This window comes from bacterium, from assembly GCA_016703265.1.
Taxonomy (GTDB): domain Bacteria; phylum Krumholzibacteriota; class Krumholzibacteriia; order LZORAL124-64-63; family LZORAL124-64-63; genus CAINDZ01.
In genome coordinates, this window is record JADJCK010000003.1 from 156529 (window position 1) to 172159 (window position 15631).

At 68.7% G+C, this 15631-nt stretch carries 12 protein-coding genes; 2 read left to right on the top strand and 10 right to left on the bottom strand.

The window, feature by feature from the left end; translation table 11 throughout:
* Position 1: 1 nt before the first annotated feature.
* The 6 genes from IPG61_04965 to IPG61_04990 all read right to left on the bottom strand — a co-directional run bounded on the left by IPG61_04965 (position 2) and on the right by IPG61_04990 (position 6607).
* Positions 2–478 (bottom strand): SUF system NifU family Fe-S cluster assembly protein, encoded by a 477-nt coding sequence (locus IPG61_04965; GenBank protein ID MBK6733427.1) that lies wholly within the window; start codon positions 476–478, stop codon positions 2–4.
* Positions 475–1764, bottom strand: a complete 1290-nt coding sequence (sufS, locus tag IPG61_04970) for a SufS family cysteine desulfurase (protein ID MBK6733428.1) — start codon at positions 1762–1764, stop codon at positions 475–477. Before sufS ends, IPG61_04965 begins: the two co-directional genes overlap by 4 nt.
* A complete protein-coding gene (locus tag IPG61_04975; GenBank protein MBK6733429.1) occupies positions 1761–3023 on the bottom strand; it encodes a SufD family Fe-S cluster assembly protein in 1263 nt (420 codons plus the stop codon). The genes sufS and IPG61_04975 overlap by 4 nt, the downstream gene beginning before the upstream one ends.
* Positions 3016–4455 (bottom strand): Fe-S cluster assembly protein SufB, encoded by a 1440-nt coding sequence (gene sufB / locus IPG61_04980; protein MBK6733430.1) that lies wholly within the window; start codon positions 4453–4455, stop codon positions 3016–3018. Before sufB ends, IPG61_04975 begins: the two co-directional genes overlap by 8 nt.
* The gene (sufC, locus tag IPG61_04985) at positions 4452–5258 is read right to left on the bottom strand and encodes a Fe-S cluster assembly ATPase SufC (GenBank protein MBK6733431.1); all 807 of its coding nucleotides are present in this window, start codon (positions 5256–5258) and stop codon (positions 4452–4454) included. Before sufC ends, sufB begins: the two co-directional genes overlap by 4 nt.
* 230 nt (positions 5259–5488) lie before the next feature.
* Positions 5489–6607 (bottom strand): T9SS type A sorting domain-containing protein, encoded by a 1119-nt coding sequence (locus tag IPG61_04990; GenBank protein ID MBK6733432.1) that lies wholly within the window; start codon positions 6605–6607, stop codon positions 5489–5491.
* A gap of 208 nt (positions 6608–6815) precedes the next feature.
* Between IPG61_04990 and IPG61_04995 the strand changes: the two genes are divergently transcribed.
* Together IPG61_04995 and IPG61_05000 are read left to right on the top strand one after the other, a co-directional pair.
* On the top strand, positions 6816–9773 hold the full coding sequence (locus IPG61_04995) for a fused MFS/spermidine synthase (protein MBK6733433.1): 2958 nt from the start codon (positions 6816–6818) through the stop codon (positions 9771–9773).
* Positions 9770–11041 carry an MFS transporter gene (locus IPG61_05000; protein ID MBK6733434.1) on the top strand — a complete coding sequence of 424 codons (1272 nt, stop codon included), beginning with the start codon at positions 9770–9772 and terminating at the stop codon, positions 11039–11041. The genes IPG61_04995 and IPG61_05000 overlap by 4 nt, the downstream gene beginning before the upstream one ends.
* 73 nt (positions 11042–11114) lie before the next feature.
* Here the strand turns inward: IPG61_05000 and IPG61_05005 are convergent, their stop codons facing one another.
* The 4 genes from IPG61_05005 to IPG61_05020 form a co-directional block, all read right to left on the bottom strand.
* Positions 11115–11540, bottom strand: coding sequence for a hypothetical protein (locus IPG61_05005; protein MBK6733435.1), 426 nt, complete (start codon positions 11538–11540; stop codon positions 11115–11117).
* A gap of 57 nt (positions 11541–11597) precedes the next feature.
* Positions 11598–12665, bottom strand: coding sequence for a hypothetical protein (locus IPG61_05010; GenBank protein ID MBK6733436.1), 1068 nt, complete (start codon positions 12663–12665; stop codon positions 11598–11600).
* Between the two features lie 206 nt (positions 12666–12871).
* Entirely contained in the window at positions 12872–13978 is a 1107-nt protein-coding gene (locus tag IPG61_05015) for an HNH endonuclease (protein MBK6733437.1), read from the bottom strand.
* A 305-nt stretch (positions 13979–14283) separates the two neighbouring features.
* Complete coding sequence (locus IPG61_05020; protein MBK6733438.1) at positions 14284–15438, bottom strand: hypothetical protein; 1155 nt, start codon at positions 15436–15438, stop codon at positions 14284–14286.
* Between the last annotated feature and the right edge of the window lie 193 nt (positions 15439–15631).

Consider the following 15631-nt stretch of genomic DNA (forward strand, 5'->3'; position numbering starts at 1 on the left):
GTCAGGCCTCCGTGGTTGCCGGCGCGGCCCGGCCGTCGCCGGACTGCGCATCGAGTGCCGAGAGAAGGGTGATCCAGGGCAGCAGCGCGCACTTGACCCGCGCCGGAAACTTGCGGACACCGGTCAGGACCTCGAGATCGCCGGGGTCGAGCGCATCGGCCAGCACACCGTCGGGGCTGTGCATCGCCTCGCGGAACGCCTCGGCCAGCGCGCGGGCCTGTTCGGGCGTGCGACCGGGCACCAGCTCGGCCAGGATGGAACCGCTGGCCGTCGCAATGGCGCAGCCCCGGCAGGCCACATGCGCCCCCGTGATGGCGCCGCCGGCGCAAGCCAGCTCGAGTTCCAGTTCGTCGCCGCAGGATGGGTTCTTGCCCTCCGCGCGCGCATCGGCCGGACCGGCCAGCGGCGCCTGTCCGCGCGGCCGGCGGTGATGGTCCAGGATCACTTCCCGGTACAGCTCGTCCATGCCGCCGTTCATAGGCCGAACACGCTCCTGGCGTAGTTGATGCCGTGGATGAGCGCGTCGATGTCCTCGTGGGTGTTGTACATGCCGAAAGAGGCTCGGCTGGTGGCCACGACGCCGAGCCGGCGATGCAGCGGCTGGGCGCAGTGGTGCCCCGCGCGGATCGCGATGCCCAGAGAATCGAGCAGCTGCGCCATGTCGTGCGGGTGCACCATCGGGTCGTGGAAGGCGACCAGGCCGCCGCGGCGGTCCGCCTGCCGGGGCCCGTAGATGGTCAGGCCGCCGACGGCCAGCAACCTCTCCAGCGCGTAGGCCGTCAACGAGATCTCGTGCTGCCGCAGCCGTTCCAGCGTGGCTTCGTCGATGGTGTCGAGCGCGGCGGGGAAAGCCGCCGCTGCCGCCACGTTCGGCGTGCCCGCCTCGAAGCGCGCGGGGATCGCCGCCCAGGTGGCGCTTTCCATGGTGACCATGTCGATCATCTCGCCGCCCACCTCGACCGGCTCCAGGCGCTCGAGCGCCTCGGCCGTACCCGCCAGGAAGCCCAGCCCCATCGGGCCGTAGGCCTTGTGGGCGGAGAAGACGAGGAAGTCGGCGCCCAGGTCGTCGAAGGCGACCGGCAGGTGGCCCACCGACTGTGCCGCGTCGACCACGACCAGCGCGCCGCGACGGTGCGCCGCCGCCGCGATCTCGGCCACGGGGTTGATCGTCCCCAGCACGTTCGAGACGTGCGTGAGGGCCACGACGCGCGTGCGGCTGCCGAGCAGCTCGGGCAGGCGCGCCAGGTCCAGTTCTCCGCCGGCGGTAATGGGAATGTGCCGCAGCACCAGTCCCTCGCGACGGGCCAGCTGGATCCACGGCACCAGGTTCGCGTGGTGCTCCATCTCCGTGACGAGGATCTCGTCGCCGGGCTTCAGCGTCGCGGCCAGGCCGCCGGCCACGAGGTTCAGCGCAGAAGTGGCGCCGCGTGTGATCACCACACGTTCGGCCGGCACGGCCAGAAAGCGGCCCACGCGCGTCCGGCAACCTTCGTAGAGGTCGGTCGCCTCAACGCCGAGCGTGTGCATGCCTCGATGCACGTTCGCATTGTGCTCGCGGTAGTACCGGGCCTCGGCGGCGATCACGGCGCCGGGCTTCTGCGTGGTGGCCGCATTGTCCAGGTAGACGAGCGGCCGGCCGTTGACCGTCCGCTCGAGCAGCGGGAAGCGCTCGGCGAAGATGCGGCCACAGCGCGAACAATCGCCCTTCTGCCCGTCGCAGGGTTCGACGCCGGCCGGCGCCGTCAACGGCTTGGCCCGCCTCATGCCGTACCCTCCCGGATCGTCGCCAGCCGCGGGCCGACGAACGATTCGACCATTGTCCGCACCTCGTCGGGCAGGCGGGCCAGCGTGTTCTCGAGGAACCCGCCCACGACCAGGCCCAGCGCCTCGCCACGGTCCAGGCCGCGGCTCTCCAGGTAGAACAGCTGGTCCTCCTCCACCGGCGCGATGGTGGCGCCGTGGCTGCAGCTGACTTCCTGGTTGTGGATCTCCAGCTCGGGGATGGCATCGGCGCGCGCGCGCGACGACAGCAGCAGGTTGCGGTTCACCTGGTAGGCCTCGCAATGGCGGGCCGCATCGTCGATGCGGATCAGGCCGGTGTAGGTGGACCGCGCCTGCTCGGCGGCCACGGCCTTGAAGTCGATGCGGCTGGTGGTCTTCCCCGCCAGGTGGCGATGGCTGGTATGAACGTCGCCATGCTGCTTGTCGGTGACCATCGTCACGCCGACGATCTCGCTGTGCGCCCCGGCGCCGACCAGTTCGGTGCCGATCTCGAGCTTCGTGTTCTCGCCGCCGAAGACGCCGCAGACGGTCAGCACGTCGGCCCCGGAGTGCGCCCGCGCGTTGACGGACAGGTGCCCGCTCGTGCCCGGCGCCCAGACCTGCACGATGGCATGGCGCACGCGCGAGTCGCTGCCGGCCGTGATCTCGGTCCGCGAGGCCACGCGCCGTTCGCCGCCGCCGCCGACGTGCTGCTCGACGAGCATCGCCTCGGCATTGCGACCGACCGTGAGCACGATGCGCGGCATGGTCGCGTCGGTCCCTGCGTGCACACGCACGTGGATGGGGCCGGCCAGCTTCACGCCGTCGGCCACGACCAGGCCCACGCCCGTGTTCCAGGCCGCCTCGTTCAGGGCCGCAAAGAGGTCATCGCCGTGCCAGGCCGAGGCCGCCACGGGCACCAGTTCCAGGGCTCCGGCCGGCAGGCCTTCGCCCAGCGCCACCACGGGCGCCTGGCCCGGGCACAGGTCGATCGTCGCCGAGGCGCCCGGCACCGCCGCGGGCGGCCGGCAGCCGCCGACCTTCGCGTCCACGACAGTCGGAAGCAATTTGGCGGGATCGGTGAAGCGCCACAGGTGCTTCACGCGGTCGGGCGCCGCGGCTGCCTCGTAGCGGGCCAGCGCCGCCACGCGCCGGCCGAGGCCGTCGGCCGACTCGCCTGCCGCCGCCGCCAGGGCCGCCAGCAGGTTGTTGTCCAGCGCCGGGCGGGCCGGCGTCATCACGGGTGCGGTGGTCTCAGCCAACGGAACCCTCCATCTCCAGTTCGATGAGCCGGTTCAGCTCGACGGCGTACTCCATCGGCAGTTCCTTGACGAAGGGCTCGATGAAGCCGTTGACGATCATCAGGCGCGCCTTGTCCGGGTCCAGGCCGCGGCTCTGCAGGTAGAACAGCTGCTCCTCGCCCACCTTCGAGACGCGGGCCTCGTGCTCGACGCGCACATCGGACTCGGCCACGTCCATGGTCGGGTAGGTGTCGGAGACGGCATGGTCGCCGATCAGGAGCGCATCGCACTCCACACTTGTCTTGCAGCCGGTGGCGCCACGACCCATGCGGATCAGGCCGCGGTAGCTGCTGCGCCCGTCGTCCTTGCTGATCGACTTGCTGATGATGCGGCTGGTCGTGTTCGGCGCCGCATGCGTCATCTTGGCGCCGGCGTCCTGGTGCTGGCCGTTGCCGGCGAACGCAATCGACAGCACCTCGCCGTGCGCGCGCTCGCCCTTGAGCACGATGGCCGGGTACTTCATCGTCAGCTTGGAGCCCAGGTTGCCGTCGACCCACTCGACCACCGAATCGGTGTAGGCGTGGGCGCGCTTGGTCACCAGGTTGTAGACGTTCACGGACCAGTTCTGGATGGTCGTGTACCGGATGTGCGCCCGGTCCATCGCCACCAGTTCCACCACTGCTGAGTGCAGCGAATCGGAGGAATAGGTGGGCGCCGTGCAGCCCTCGATATAGTGCACCGAGCTGTCCTCGTCGGCGATGATCAGCGTGCGCTCGAACTGCCCCATGTTCTCGGCGTTGATGCGGAAGTAGGCCTGCAGCGGGATGTCCACCTTCACGCCCTTGGGCACGTAGATGAACGAGCCGCCCGACCACACCGCCGTATTCAGGGCCGAGAACTTGTTGTCGCCCGTCGGGATGATCTTGCCGAACCACTTGCGAACGATCTCGGGATGCTCGCGCAGCGCCGAGTCCATGTCCATGAAGATCACGCCGATCTTCGTCAGGTCCTCGCGGATCGAGTGGTAGACCACTTCCGACTCGTACTGCGCCGTGACGCCGGCCAAGAAGCTGCGCTCGGCCTCGGGCACGCCCAGGCGGTCGAACGTCTTCTTGATCTGGTCGGGCACGTCGTTCCAGTCGGTCGCCTGCTCGCCCTTGGGCTTGATGTAGTAGTGGATGTTCTCGAAGTCGATCGAGTCCAGCGCCTCGCTGTCGCCCCAGCGCGGCATGGGCTTGGCGCGGAACGTGTCCAGCGCCGCGTGGCGAATCGCCCGCATCCAGTCCGGCTCGTTCTTCTTGCGCGAGATCATCTCGACGACTTCGTGGTTCAGCCCCTTGGGAGCCTTCAGGAAGTAGTCTTCCGGGTCGTGGAAGCCGTAGCGCGCCGTGTAGTCGTCGTTGATCGACGTCACGTCAAGCGTCTTCGAATCCCTCAGTGTGGCGTCGCTCATGTGCGACTCCCTTCGGTGACGGCGGCCTCTTCGGCCAGCCAGTCGTAACCCCGCTCTTCGAGGGCATGGACGAGTTCCATGCCGCCGGTGCGCACCACGCGCCCATTCATGAACACATGCACCACGTCGGGCTGCACCAGGTTGAGGATGCGCTGGTAGTGCGTGACCAGCAGCAGGCCGTTCTCGGCGTTGCTGGCCAGGTTGATGCCGTCCGAGACCACCTTGAGGGCGTCGATGTCGAGGCCCGAGTCCGTCTCGTCGAGCAGGCTGAACGCGGGCTTCAGCAGCAGCATCTGCAGGATCTCGAGCCGCTTCTTCTCGCCGCCCGAGAACCCGTCGTTCAGGTAGCGCGTGATGAACGAGGGGTCGATGTCCATCGTCGCGAAGGCCTCGTTCAGTTCCTGCCGGAAGGCGCGCACCGGGATCTCCGTGCCGCGCCGCGCGCCCAGCGACGCGCGCAGGAAGTTCGCCACGGTCACCCCGGGCACCGCCACGGGGTACTGGAAGCTGAGGAACATCCCGCGCCGGGCGCGCAGGTGCGGATCCAGCGCGTCGACGCGCTCGCCGTTCAGCCAGATCTCGCCCTCGACCCGGTAGCTCGGGTGGCCCATCAGCGCGGCCGCGAGCGTGGATTTTCCCGAGCCGTTGGGCCCCATCAGGGCGTGCTTCTGCCCGCGGCGCACCGTGAGGTCGACCCCGCGGACGATCTCCTTCTCCACATCGCCGTCCTTCACGAACACGTGCAGGTTGCGGCAGGCGAACACGTTGGCCGGGTTTTCGGGGTTCAGCAGCGAATCCGACATCAAATACCCTCGGGGGTTGGGGTCCGTGAAGTTTAGTCGGAACAAAAGATAGAATCTTTACCGATGATGTCAAGTATGATGGCGCAGTCCGTGGCGCCGTTCGCCGGACGCCCCCCCCTGCCCCACTGGGTTGATGACAATCCAGTATCAATAACGACCTGACAGCCATGGCCGCACCAACAAGGGCGGCGCCTTCCGGCGCCGCCCTGCCCGATCCGCCCCCGTTCTGCCTACCGGACCAGGGACAATTTGAGAACCCGCGCATCAGAACCGGTCGAGATCCGGCACAGGTAGACCCCGGCCGCAACCGCCTGCCCGGCCTCATCGCGCCCGTTCCAGACGACTTCATGCGCAGCGCCGGAGGCTTCACCGTCGAAGAGGCTCGCCACCAGGCGTCCGGACAGATCATGCACCCGGACCGTGGCGCGGCTGCCGGCGTCCGCCGTCCAGCGGATCGTCACGGACGGGTTGAACGGATTGGGCACCGCCGTCGCCGCGATGGATGCGACCGGCGAAGGCACTGCTGCTGCCGCACCGCGCACCCACTGCAGCCGCACGTTGTCGAAATAGGGAGCCGGCGTCCCGTGGCCGCCCGGGATCGTCACCACCTGGTAGGCGACCAGGCGGATCCGCACCCAGCGCATGCCCGCAGGCAACAACTCGGGGGTGAAGGCTATCGAGGTGCGCGTGTAGTGGCCGTACTCGGCACCATGCATGAAGGTATCCGAGTACGATTCCCAGCCCGTGAGCCCCTGCGGATCCGCCGTCGCGTCCAGGACGTAGGACGCGAAGAGCCAGTCCTGGAACGGGAAGCGCCCGTTGTCCAGGTAGGTGTCCAGGCTGAGCACGGGCCAGCCGTTCTCCTGCGGCAGCTGGATCGGCTCGGACAGCACCTCGTTGTGCAGCGTGGCGATGCCGCCGACAAGCCCGCCCGTCGTGTTGGTGACCATACCCTGCGGCCCGTAGCAGAAGAGGCCGCCGGTGCAGTAGCTGGGGCCGACACCTTCGACAACCACGCCGTCGTCGATGAAGGCCCACTGGGGGGATTGATTGTCCTGGTCCTCGTCGGCATCGCCCAGATCCTTCCAGAGCTGGCCGAAATTGCCGACCCCCTGCGGCGACATGTCCTGCGACACCCAACCCTGCTTGTCCGGGACCCCGTCGGCGGTCTCGAACTTGCCGTCCAGCGTGGCCGGCCCGCCGTACAGGTTCGTGGTGTCGCGTTCGGATGGGATGAGATCCATGGCCAGGGCGGTCGCGACGGACATCGACGCGAACAAGATGGCCATTGTGATGGCGAGGGCCCGTTCCCGGATCAGGCGACGATTCCCTCTTTTCGAGTGGTTCATATGCCCCTCCCCTTGTGCCCGGCCCGCGTCGGGGTGCGGACCGGGTGATGCCTGACGCTAGGGATGTGGCCGAAGCCGGTCAACTGCCGGAGCCCGCACGAAGCGCCGCCGCCGATTGACAAGGGGTGACGAAAGTCCCAGCTTCGTTGCGGAATCAACGACTGTTTCCGCGCCCTCGTCCGACGTCGCCTGCTGCGGGAGGCCCCCGATGCGCCCGGCCCTCTACCTGCTGTTCCTGCTCTCGGGCGCCACCGCGCTCGTCTACCAGGTGGTGTGGGTCCGCCAGCAGGGCCTCGTCTTCGGCGGCACCCACCTTGCGGTCTCGACGGTGCTCGCGGTCTTCATGGGCGGGCTGGCCCTCGGAGGTTGGCTCATCGGTCGCCGTGCCGATCGCTGGCGGCGGCCGCTGCGCGCCTACGGCCTGCTCGAACTGGGCATTGCCCTGTCTGCCCTTGCCGCCTACGGCATGCTGCAGGTGTACCCGGCCATCTATGTGACCCTGGCCGGCCCGTTCCGGGACAACCCCACCGCCCTCACCGCGCTCCGCTTCCTCCTGGCCACCGTCGCGATGATCGTGCCGACCACGTTGATGGGCGCCACGCTGCCGGTACTGTCGCGTTATGCGCGCGGGGCGGGCGGCGGCCTGGCCGGGCACCTGTCGCTCCTCTACGGACTCAACACGCTGGGCGCGGTGGTCGGCGCCGTCGTGACCGGCTTCCTGCTCCTGCCGCGACTGGGCACCTCGCGCACGCTCCTTGTCGCCGTGCTCGTGAACATCACGGTCGCCGTGGCAGCACTGCTGCTCGGGCGGCGCGGGTCGGCGGCGATGCCGGACGGCGCAGCGGAGGATCAGGCGCAGGACGCCGCGATCGTGACGACTCCCGGTGCGAAGCTCGTGCTGGCGGGCATCGGCATCAGCGGCTTCTGCGCCCTCGGCTACGAGGTACTGTGGACACGCGCCCTCGGCACGACGCTGGGCACGTCCACCTATGCGTTCACCGTGATGCTCGCGGCGTTCCTGTCGGGCATCGGCCTGGGCAGCGAGTCGTTCGGCCTGTTCATGCGACGCCGCTCTGCCGGCCGCGGCACGAAGAGTCTCGTGCGACTGTTCGCGGCGGTGCAGGCCCTGATCGGCTGCGCGGCCCTCGGCGTCACCTGGCTGCTGGGCGACCTCTCCGGCCACTCGGCCTGGCTGACCAGCGCGCTGGTCGGGGCGGGCTGGGGCGAGTTCGCGGCGCGGCAGGCGACCGGTTTCGCGGCGGCCTTCTCGTACATGGTCCTGCCTGCGTTCCTCATGGGTGTGGCGTTCCCGCTGGCAGGCACCGTCCATGCGTCGACGCGCAGGCGATCGTCCGGCGCCGTGGGCGAGGTGCTCGCCTGGAATACCGTGGGCGCCATCCTCGGGGCGCTCGCAGCGGGCTTCCTCCTGATCAGGATGTGGGGCATCGAACGCTCGCTGATCGCGTTGTCGACCCTGAACCTGTCACTGGCCGCGGCCGTCATCGGCGCGGCATCCGCGCGATCCGCGGTCCGTCGCGCCGGCCTGGTCGCCGCGGTCGCGATCCTCGCCGTGCCGGTGGTCCTTCCCGCCGGCGCGCGCCTGTGGAACCAGGATCTCATGGCGATCTACCGCAACAACCAGCGCGCGGCGTTCGACTCGCCCGAGGAGGTGCAGGCCGCCCTCGCCAACACCGACATCCTCTACTACCACGAGGGCGCCAACTCGACGATCAGCGTGATTCGCGTCAAGGGCGGCGACCAGGCGGTGCTGGTCAACGGCAAGGTCGTGGCGTCGAACATGGATGAAGACGTGCAGTGCCAGTACCTGCTGGGGCACCTGCCGATGCTCCTGCATCCCGACCCGAAACGTGTCTTCGTCCTGGGCCTCGGCACGGGCATGACCCTGGGCGCCGTTTCACTCCATCCGGAGGCCGAGCGCATCCTCCTGGCGGAGCTCGAACCGGCCGTGGTGCCGGCGGCGCGCACGTTCGCCGAATGGAACCACCACGTACTGGATGATCCGCGGCTCGAGATCGCGTTCAACGACGGTCGCAACTGGCTGCTGACCACGCGCGAACGGTTCGACGTCATCACGGCCGACCCGGTGCATCCCTGGACCCGGGGCTCGGCCTACCTCTACACCGCCGAGTACTATCGCCTGGCGGCCAGCCGGCTCGAACCCGGCGGCGTGATGATGCAGTGGCTGCCGATCTACGAACTCTCGCCGCACGACCTGGCCACCGTCGTACGCACCTTCCGCACGGCCTTCCCCCATACGCAGGTCTGGCTCACGCACTACGATGCGCACCTCGTCGGCAGCGACCGGCCGCTCGCCTTCGACCGCGGGCAACTGGAGCGGCGCCTGGCCCGCCCGCAGCTGCGCGAGGCCCTGGCGCGGGTCGACATGGCGACGGCCGACGATCTCCTCGACTTCTTCCAGTTCGGCGACCGGGGCGGCGCGGCCTTCGCCGCCGGGGGCGTCGTCAACACCGACGACAACCTCCACCTCGAGTTCTCCGCACCGCATTCGACCGGTGTTGCGAGCCGCATGGCCGAGAACGTCGAGGCGCTGGCGCAGCACCGCGAGGCGCCCGGCGTGTTCACGCTCAGTGAACCAGGCGCCGCCACGGACCTGGCTGCCGGACGCATCTACGACCGCCTGCACGCCCTGTATTTCCGGCAGGAGCAGCGCGAGCCGGAGTTCGCGGGACTGCAGGACCGGTTGCGCACCGTCGACCCGGGGTTTGCGCCGGCGCAGCTGCTCGATCGCGTGGTGGCCCGCGACGTGCGGGCGGTGCCGCGCCCGGTGGCCTACACGCGACTCACGGTCCTCGAGGCCGACGGCACGCCGGCGAACCTCGACATCACGGCCATCACCATGCGGACGGGCACGGGCCGGGCCGCCCTGCTGTTCGTCGACAATGCCGAGCAGTCGATCTACGGCGAGACCTACCTGGCAGCCGCCGAATCCACCCTGGACGCGCGCATCGCCGCCGTGGCGGCCGATGTCCTGTCCGCCCTCGATGCCGCCGCCGCCGAGCTCACGGCGCGTACTCCTTCAGGACGCCCCGGCGGCGCGGCTCTTCGCGAGCGCGCGAGGGCCGTCGTCACCGAAAAGCTGGCCGCCACGGGCACCGCCGGCGCGGCAGGGCCGGAAAAGCCGTGACCACGGACGACACACCCCAGCCGCCGGCGTCCGCTGCGTCCAATCGCCGCCGCGCCTGGCTGCACACCACCTTCTCGTCGCTCCAGGTGCCCAACTTCCGCACCTACTACCTGGGGCAGACCGCCTCGATGATCGGCACCTGGGTCCGCCGCACGGCCCTCGGCTGGGTCATCTACGAGATGACCGGCTCGCGCGCCATGCTCGGCACGGTGATGGGCCTGGCGCTGCTGCCCATGTTCCTGCTCTCGCCGCTGGCCGGTACCATCGCCGACCGCGTCGACAAGCGGAAGATGGTCATCCTCACGCAGCTGCTGGCCTCGGCCTCGTCGGCGGCCACCGCGATACTGGTGTTGACCGGCTGGGCCGAGCCCTGGCACCTGATGGCGCTGGCCACCGTCGGCGGCATCGCCTTCGCCTTCGAGGTGCCCTCGCGGCAGGCCTTCGTCAGCGACATCGTGGGCCGCGAGCACCTGCTCAACGCCGTCGCGCTGAACTCGGTGCTCGTCAATTCCTCGCGCGTGATCGGCCCCGCGATCGCCGGTCTCATCATGGCCGCGGTCGGCGCCGGCTGGTGCTTCCTGCTCGATGCGATCAGCTACCTGATCGTCACCGTCTCTCTGCTGCGCCTGAAGCTGCCGCCGCACCGGCCGCCACCGCACCTGACCAGCCACTGGCACGACCTGCTCGAGGGCTTCCGCGAGGTGCACCGCAACCGCCGCGTGCGCATCCTGATGCTGCTGCTCTGCCTGATGGGAACCTTCGGCTGGGCCTGCCAGACGCTCATGCCGGCCATCGCGCAGGACCTGCTGCACCTGGGCGAATGGGAGTACGGCCTGCTCATGGCGATGTTCGGCGTCGGCGCCATTGCCGGTGCGCTGGTGGTGGCCGGTCGCACCGCCTCCGAGACGTCGCGACTGCAGGTCTTCGGCGGTGTCTGGCTGCTGTGCCTGGGCGCGTTCATGGTCGCCGCCACGCGGCACGTGGTACCCATGGGCGCGGGCCTGGCGGTGGCCGGCTTCGGCGCGGTGATGTTCATGTCGACCAGCAACACGCTCGTGCAGACGAGTGTCGACGACTCGCTGCGCGGGCGCATCATGGGCATCTGGTCGGTGGGCTTCGGGGGCTCGCTGCCGCTGGGCTCGTTCCTGGCGGGATGGGTGGCGCAGTGGGTCTCGCCGTACCTGACCATCGCCGTGTTCGCGGCCGTGCTCGCGGTGTCGAGCTTCGTGATCTGGCGAAGGCTGCCGCGGAGGCAGGCGACTGTTTGAAGTGACGGCCGCCCCTCAGCACCCCACTTGCGCGGCGGTCGGGGCCCGGTGTCGATCGCACCATCGAACCGGCTCAGTTGATGCCGACGACCATCAGCGTGACAAGGACAATGCCGATACCGGATGCGATGGTGGTCGTCAGCCCCGTGCCGCGCGACCGGGCCCACCCGCTGAGGGCGAGGCTGGCAAGCAGGGAGTAGAGCCCGAAAAGGAAACCGAGGACGAGCAGCACGCGCGCAGCGCCTGCCCCGGCTGCGGGCGCTGCGGATGGTGCTTCCGGGTGCAAGCCCGCGACAAGAGCGGTTGAGGCTACGACCGTGACGACAAAGGCCACCGAGGAACTGACGGCAAACCCGATGGACAAGGAGGCTGTCTTCCCGTCGGCGCGCCGCGCCAGAAGCGTGCCGAGGAATGTTGCCGCGAATCCCCCCAGAAACGCGCTCAGGCCGCCGATCTGGACAGCGAGGGCAGAAAGATATGCCGGGGAGAGGTTGTCCATCTACCCAGATTACATGAGGGAAATCGAAAAATAAACCACCATTCGCCACGCACGTTCCTACCGCACCACCACATGCGCCACTGAACTGATCTCCACGGAGTACGTGCTGTTCGCGGTGAACCCGTCGCCCGACAGCGACCGCAATCGGAGTTGCTGCAGGAACACCGTCAGTCCAGCGCCGGGATCGAAGTCGGCCAGGTCTTCCGGGGTGACGACGTACTGCCCATCGTTTGCCGTCGCCCCGCCGAACGAGACGAAGCCCTCGCGTCCGGTGCCATACACCAGAAGCCAGGTGAACCCGGGCCCGGTACCTTCCCAGGTGACGGTGAAACCGGTGGCCCGGCTGACCTCCGTTCCGGGCGCGACAGGCGATGTCAGCACCGGCGCCTCGTTCAGGTACTTCAGGTCAATGTCCAGTGCGGGAACCTCGGCGCCCCCGGGCACCTGCAACCTGTACGATTCGCCGGCTTCGAATTCAGGCCGTTGGCTCGTCGCGATGAAACCCGGGCCGTAAGGCGTCAGGGTCAACGCGCCGATCCTGAGGTCGCCGCCGGCATCGACACGCGGGTCCATAAGGACAGGGTCATAGAACTGGGCGAGAGCCGTGCTGGACCAGGTGGGCTGCGTCGCGCCGTCGCTCCACACCGCCCGCATCCACAGCTTCACGTAGGCCTGGACCTCGCCCACCTGACCCGTGGTCGTGTCCACGTGCACGGCAAACGTACCCAGCGCATCTGTGCATCCGTTCAGGAAGAGCCCGAACGGACTGCCGCTGTCCGGTACGGTCGACCAGCGGTTGTCGCCGTCCAGCCGGCTCAGCCGCGCCGGCAGGTACATCAGGTTCTCGGGATCATTGATGCGGTCGTACGCAGGCAGGATGGCAACGCCGGCCGGCAGCGACGCCTCGAGGGCGGGCCCGGCGATGAGGTAGGCCGGCCCGAACCGGCGGCACCCGTCCGGCGGCGGCGGCACCTGGGTGGCTTCGCGGATGGAGAACCTGCCGTCGGCACCGACGGCGCCCGACGCCACCAGCAGGACGCAATGGGTGTCGAACCTGAGCTCACCACCCTCGACGCCGATCACGGCGGAGGCAACGGAGCCCGACGCATCCGGTTGGCCAGTCATGTTCCCGGAGCAGCCATTCAGCAGAAACGCGACAGCCAATACCGAAGACAATACCAGAACACTACGGATCACCGCGCCGTATCGAACCATTCCCGAGGACCATCCCTCTTGCCCCTGACTACCGGGAACGTACGGGACGCGCCCCGTGACTGTCAATTCCCCGCGCGCTCAGCGCAGCAGGCTGAGCCGCGCCGCCAACGCCGTGGTCACGGGGCAGCCGGCATCGGCGAAGCAGGCGCCAAGGTATGTGAAGGTTCGCCTTGTCGGTGCTCGAATTGCGCCGGCGCAAGTGCCCCCGCGCCTTCGTGCGCATGGCGATGGCAACGGCCGCACAGCGTGACCAGGTTCTCCGCCCTGTTCGACCCGCCGTGCGCACGCGGCGTGAGGTGGTGCACTTCCAGGAATCGCGTCGAACGACATCCCGGCGACGTGCAGCGATGGCGATCACGAGCCAGCACCGCAGCGCGCACCTTCGGGGGGATGGTGGCCTTGTTCACCCCGCCGGCGCGTCGCACCCGCGCGTCACACGCCGCCGCCGCCACTTGCGCCGGCGCAAGTGGAAGCTCGCCACGCTGCGTCACCGCCGCCGCGCTGCCGCAATCGGGGCACTGGTGGATGACGATCTGCGTCGTGGGCCCGGCCATCGTCGCACCTTGACCGGCGACCAGCGCCTCGAGTCCCGCCAGCACGGCATCCATGCGGTCAGCGCCGTTCGCCATCAACCCCAGCTTGTGGGCCTTCTCGAGCAGCGCCTCGAAGCGCGCGACCTGCAGGCCATCGCCCCGCAGGGTGATGGTGGCGGGCAGGGGCTCGCGCGGCATCGCCGCGGGTTCCGCGAACAGCGGCCCTGCCGATGTCGATGACTTCGACGACGTCGACGAACGGGCAGCGGCCTCACGCCGGCACACCTGCTGCACCGCGCACGCCAGTTCACGCCGCCCCGTGGTCGCAGCTTTGGCGACCCACGCCTCCTCGGTGGCGGGCGTCGCCACCCGCGCCACCTGCGTCGCCTTGGTCCAGCCGAGTTGACCCGACGCCACCGCCTCCTTCAGGACGGGCAGGCGCTCGAGGTCGTCGGCGAGCCGCTTGAACTGCCAGTAGCGGTTGTCGGTGAAGCCGAGTCCCTCGGTTGCATACAGCTGGAGCGAGGCGAAGCCCAGGCCCCGATAGAGCTCCCGGCGCTGCACTTCGGCGAACCAGAGCACCGCGCACTCGCGGGCGCGATCGCACACGTCGACGGCCTGGCGCAAGGCGGCGTCGACCTCAGTGGCGGGCAGGCCCGGGGTGAATGCGGTCAGGGCTGTGTTGGGCATGATGACCTCGGTTTCCGGGAGGAATTTGAGGCTTTTATTGAAGGCGTAAATATAGCGATAATCTATTTTTGCGCAAGCTTTTATCGGTTTTTATTTGCGTCTGTTCTGTATACTGCACACCGGAGAATTGACAGGACCGACAGATGGGTGCGGAGAGATAGACGAGATTCGGCGCCCCACTTGCGCCGGCACAAGTCTCGCGATCGCGTGAGACCTGACCGTTCGCGACTTGCGCCGGCGCCAGCGACTCACTGGCACGGTCATCTGTTCACAACCGGCCCGGGGAACACCCGGCCGACCACGATCTACCTGAACTGCGCCACCGCCGCAGCCTCGTCGGCTGCCCGCACCGCAGCATGGGCACTCACGGCCCCATCTTCATCGGTCGTGAAGTACAGCACGTAGTGTGCGGAAAGATGCAGCCCGCGGGCCAGCGTCGTCGTCCGGGCCAGGATCTCGCCGCGGTCATTGATCAACCGGTAGCTCGACAGGGCCGACCCGGAATCAGGGGGCCCTTCGATGAGCAGCAGGCCGCCCGGCGTGCGGGAAATCCGTTCGATGATGGGCTTGTCGTAGAGCGGCTTGTCATAGGACTCGATGACGCGGCCGTATCGGTTCCACCAGTCGGGGTACCGGGAAGCCACGAGCTCCTTGTGCTCCGCTCGCCAGCGTCCCAGTTCCTGGCTGGAAACAGGCACAGGCCCGGGCAGCTGCGTTTCGATCTCGCGGACGAGCCGTCCGGCGTGATCGAGCACGCGGAGCCGGGGGCTCATGCCGTTGGTCCAGAGCACCTCATCGTCGTCCAGCGGCAGCCAGTGGAAGCCGGGCGTGAACGGCAGGTTCGATTCCCCGCCGTTGGGCAACGTGGAGATCGACCTGGTGTCGCTCGTCTTCACGATGGTCGAGACGACCGCACCCAGGCTGTCGATGCGGGCGAGTGACCGCGGGGTGTCGTAGAGGAAATAGCTGTCCTTCGCGTGTGCCACCACGTTGAAGCCGAACTGGACCAGGAACCCTCCGCCGCGCAGCGGGCTGGCTGCCGCCACGCCGAAGGCCACGTCCAGCTGCGGCGACAGCACGCGCACCAGGTCGCCGTTCAGCTTCATGATCGTCAGCCAGTGGTGCCCGCCGTAGTATTCCGCGAAGTAGATCCGGTCTTTCCCGATGAAGCCGAAGCTCGCGCCGTCGGCACGCTGGAATCGCCCCGGGCCTTCGCCCTCGCCACCGAGCCGGTACCGGTATTCCCCGGTGGGCCCATAGACCTTGATGGTGGCATCGCCGGTATCCAGGACGTAGAGATTGCCGTCCGGTCCCTCCTCGACCTGTTCCGGCGAGAGGAGCATGCCCTCCTGTTCGTCTTCGCCGCCCAGGACCAGAGGGGCCGCGCTGGCGGCGATGGCGGAAGCCGGCGGCACCAGGAGCACGGCTGTTGCGAGTGCGATGATGACGATGGACCTCATCGGTCCGGAGATAGAGAATGGAATAGGCACGCCACCGTCCCCTCGCTGCAGCCGCGAAGCGCCCCCTGACACCGCGCGAGTATTCCCAGACGGCGGCCCGGATGTCAATCGACCTGCCCCGCCCCCGGGGAACCCGCACGCCCCCCGCGGCGTTACCCCGAATTCCCCCGTGGAGCACACGACAAAGGAGCCC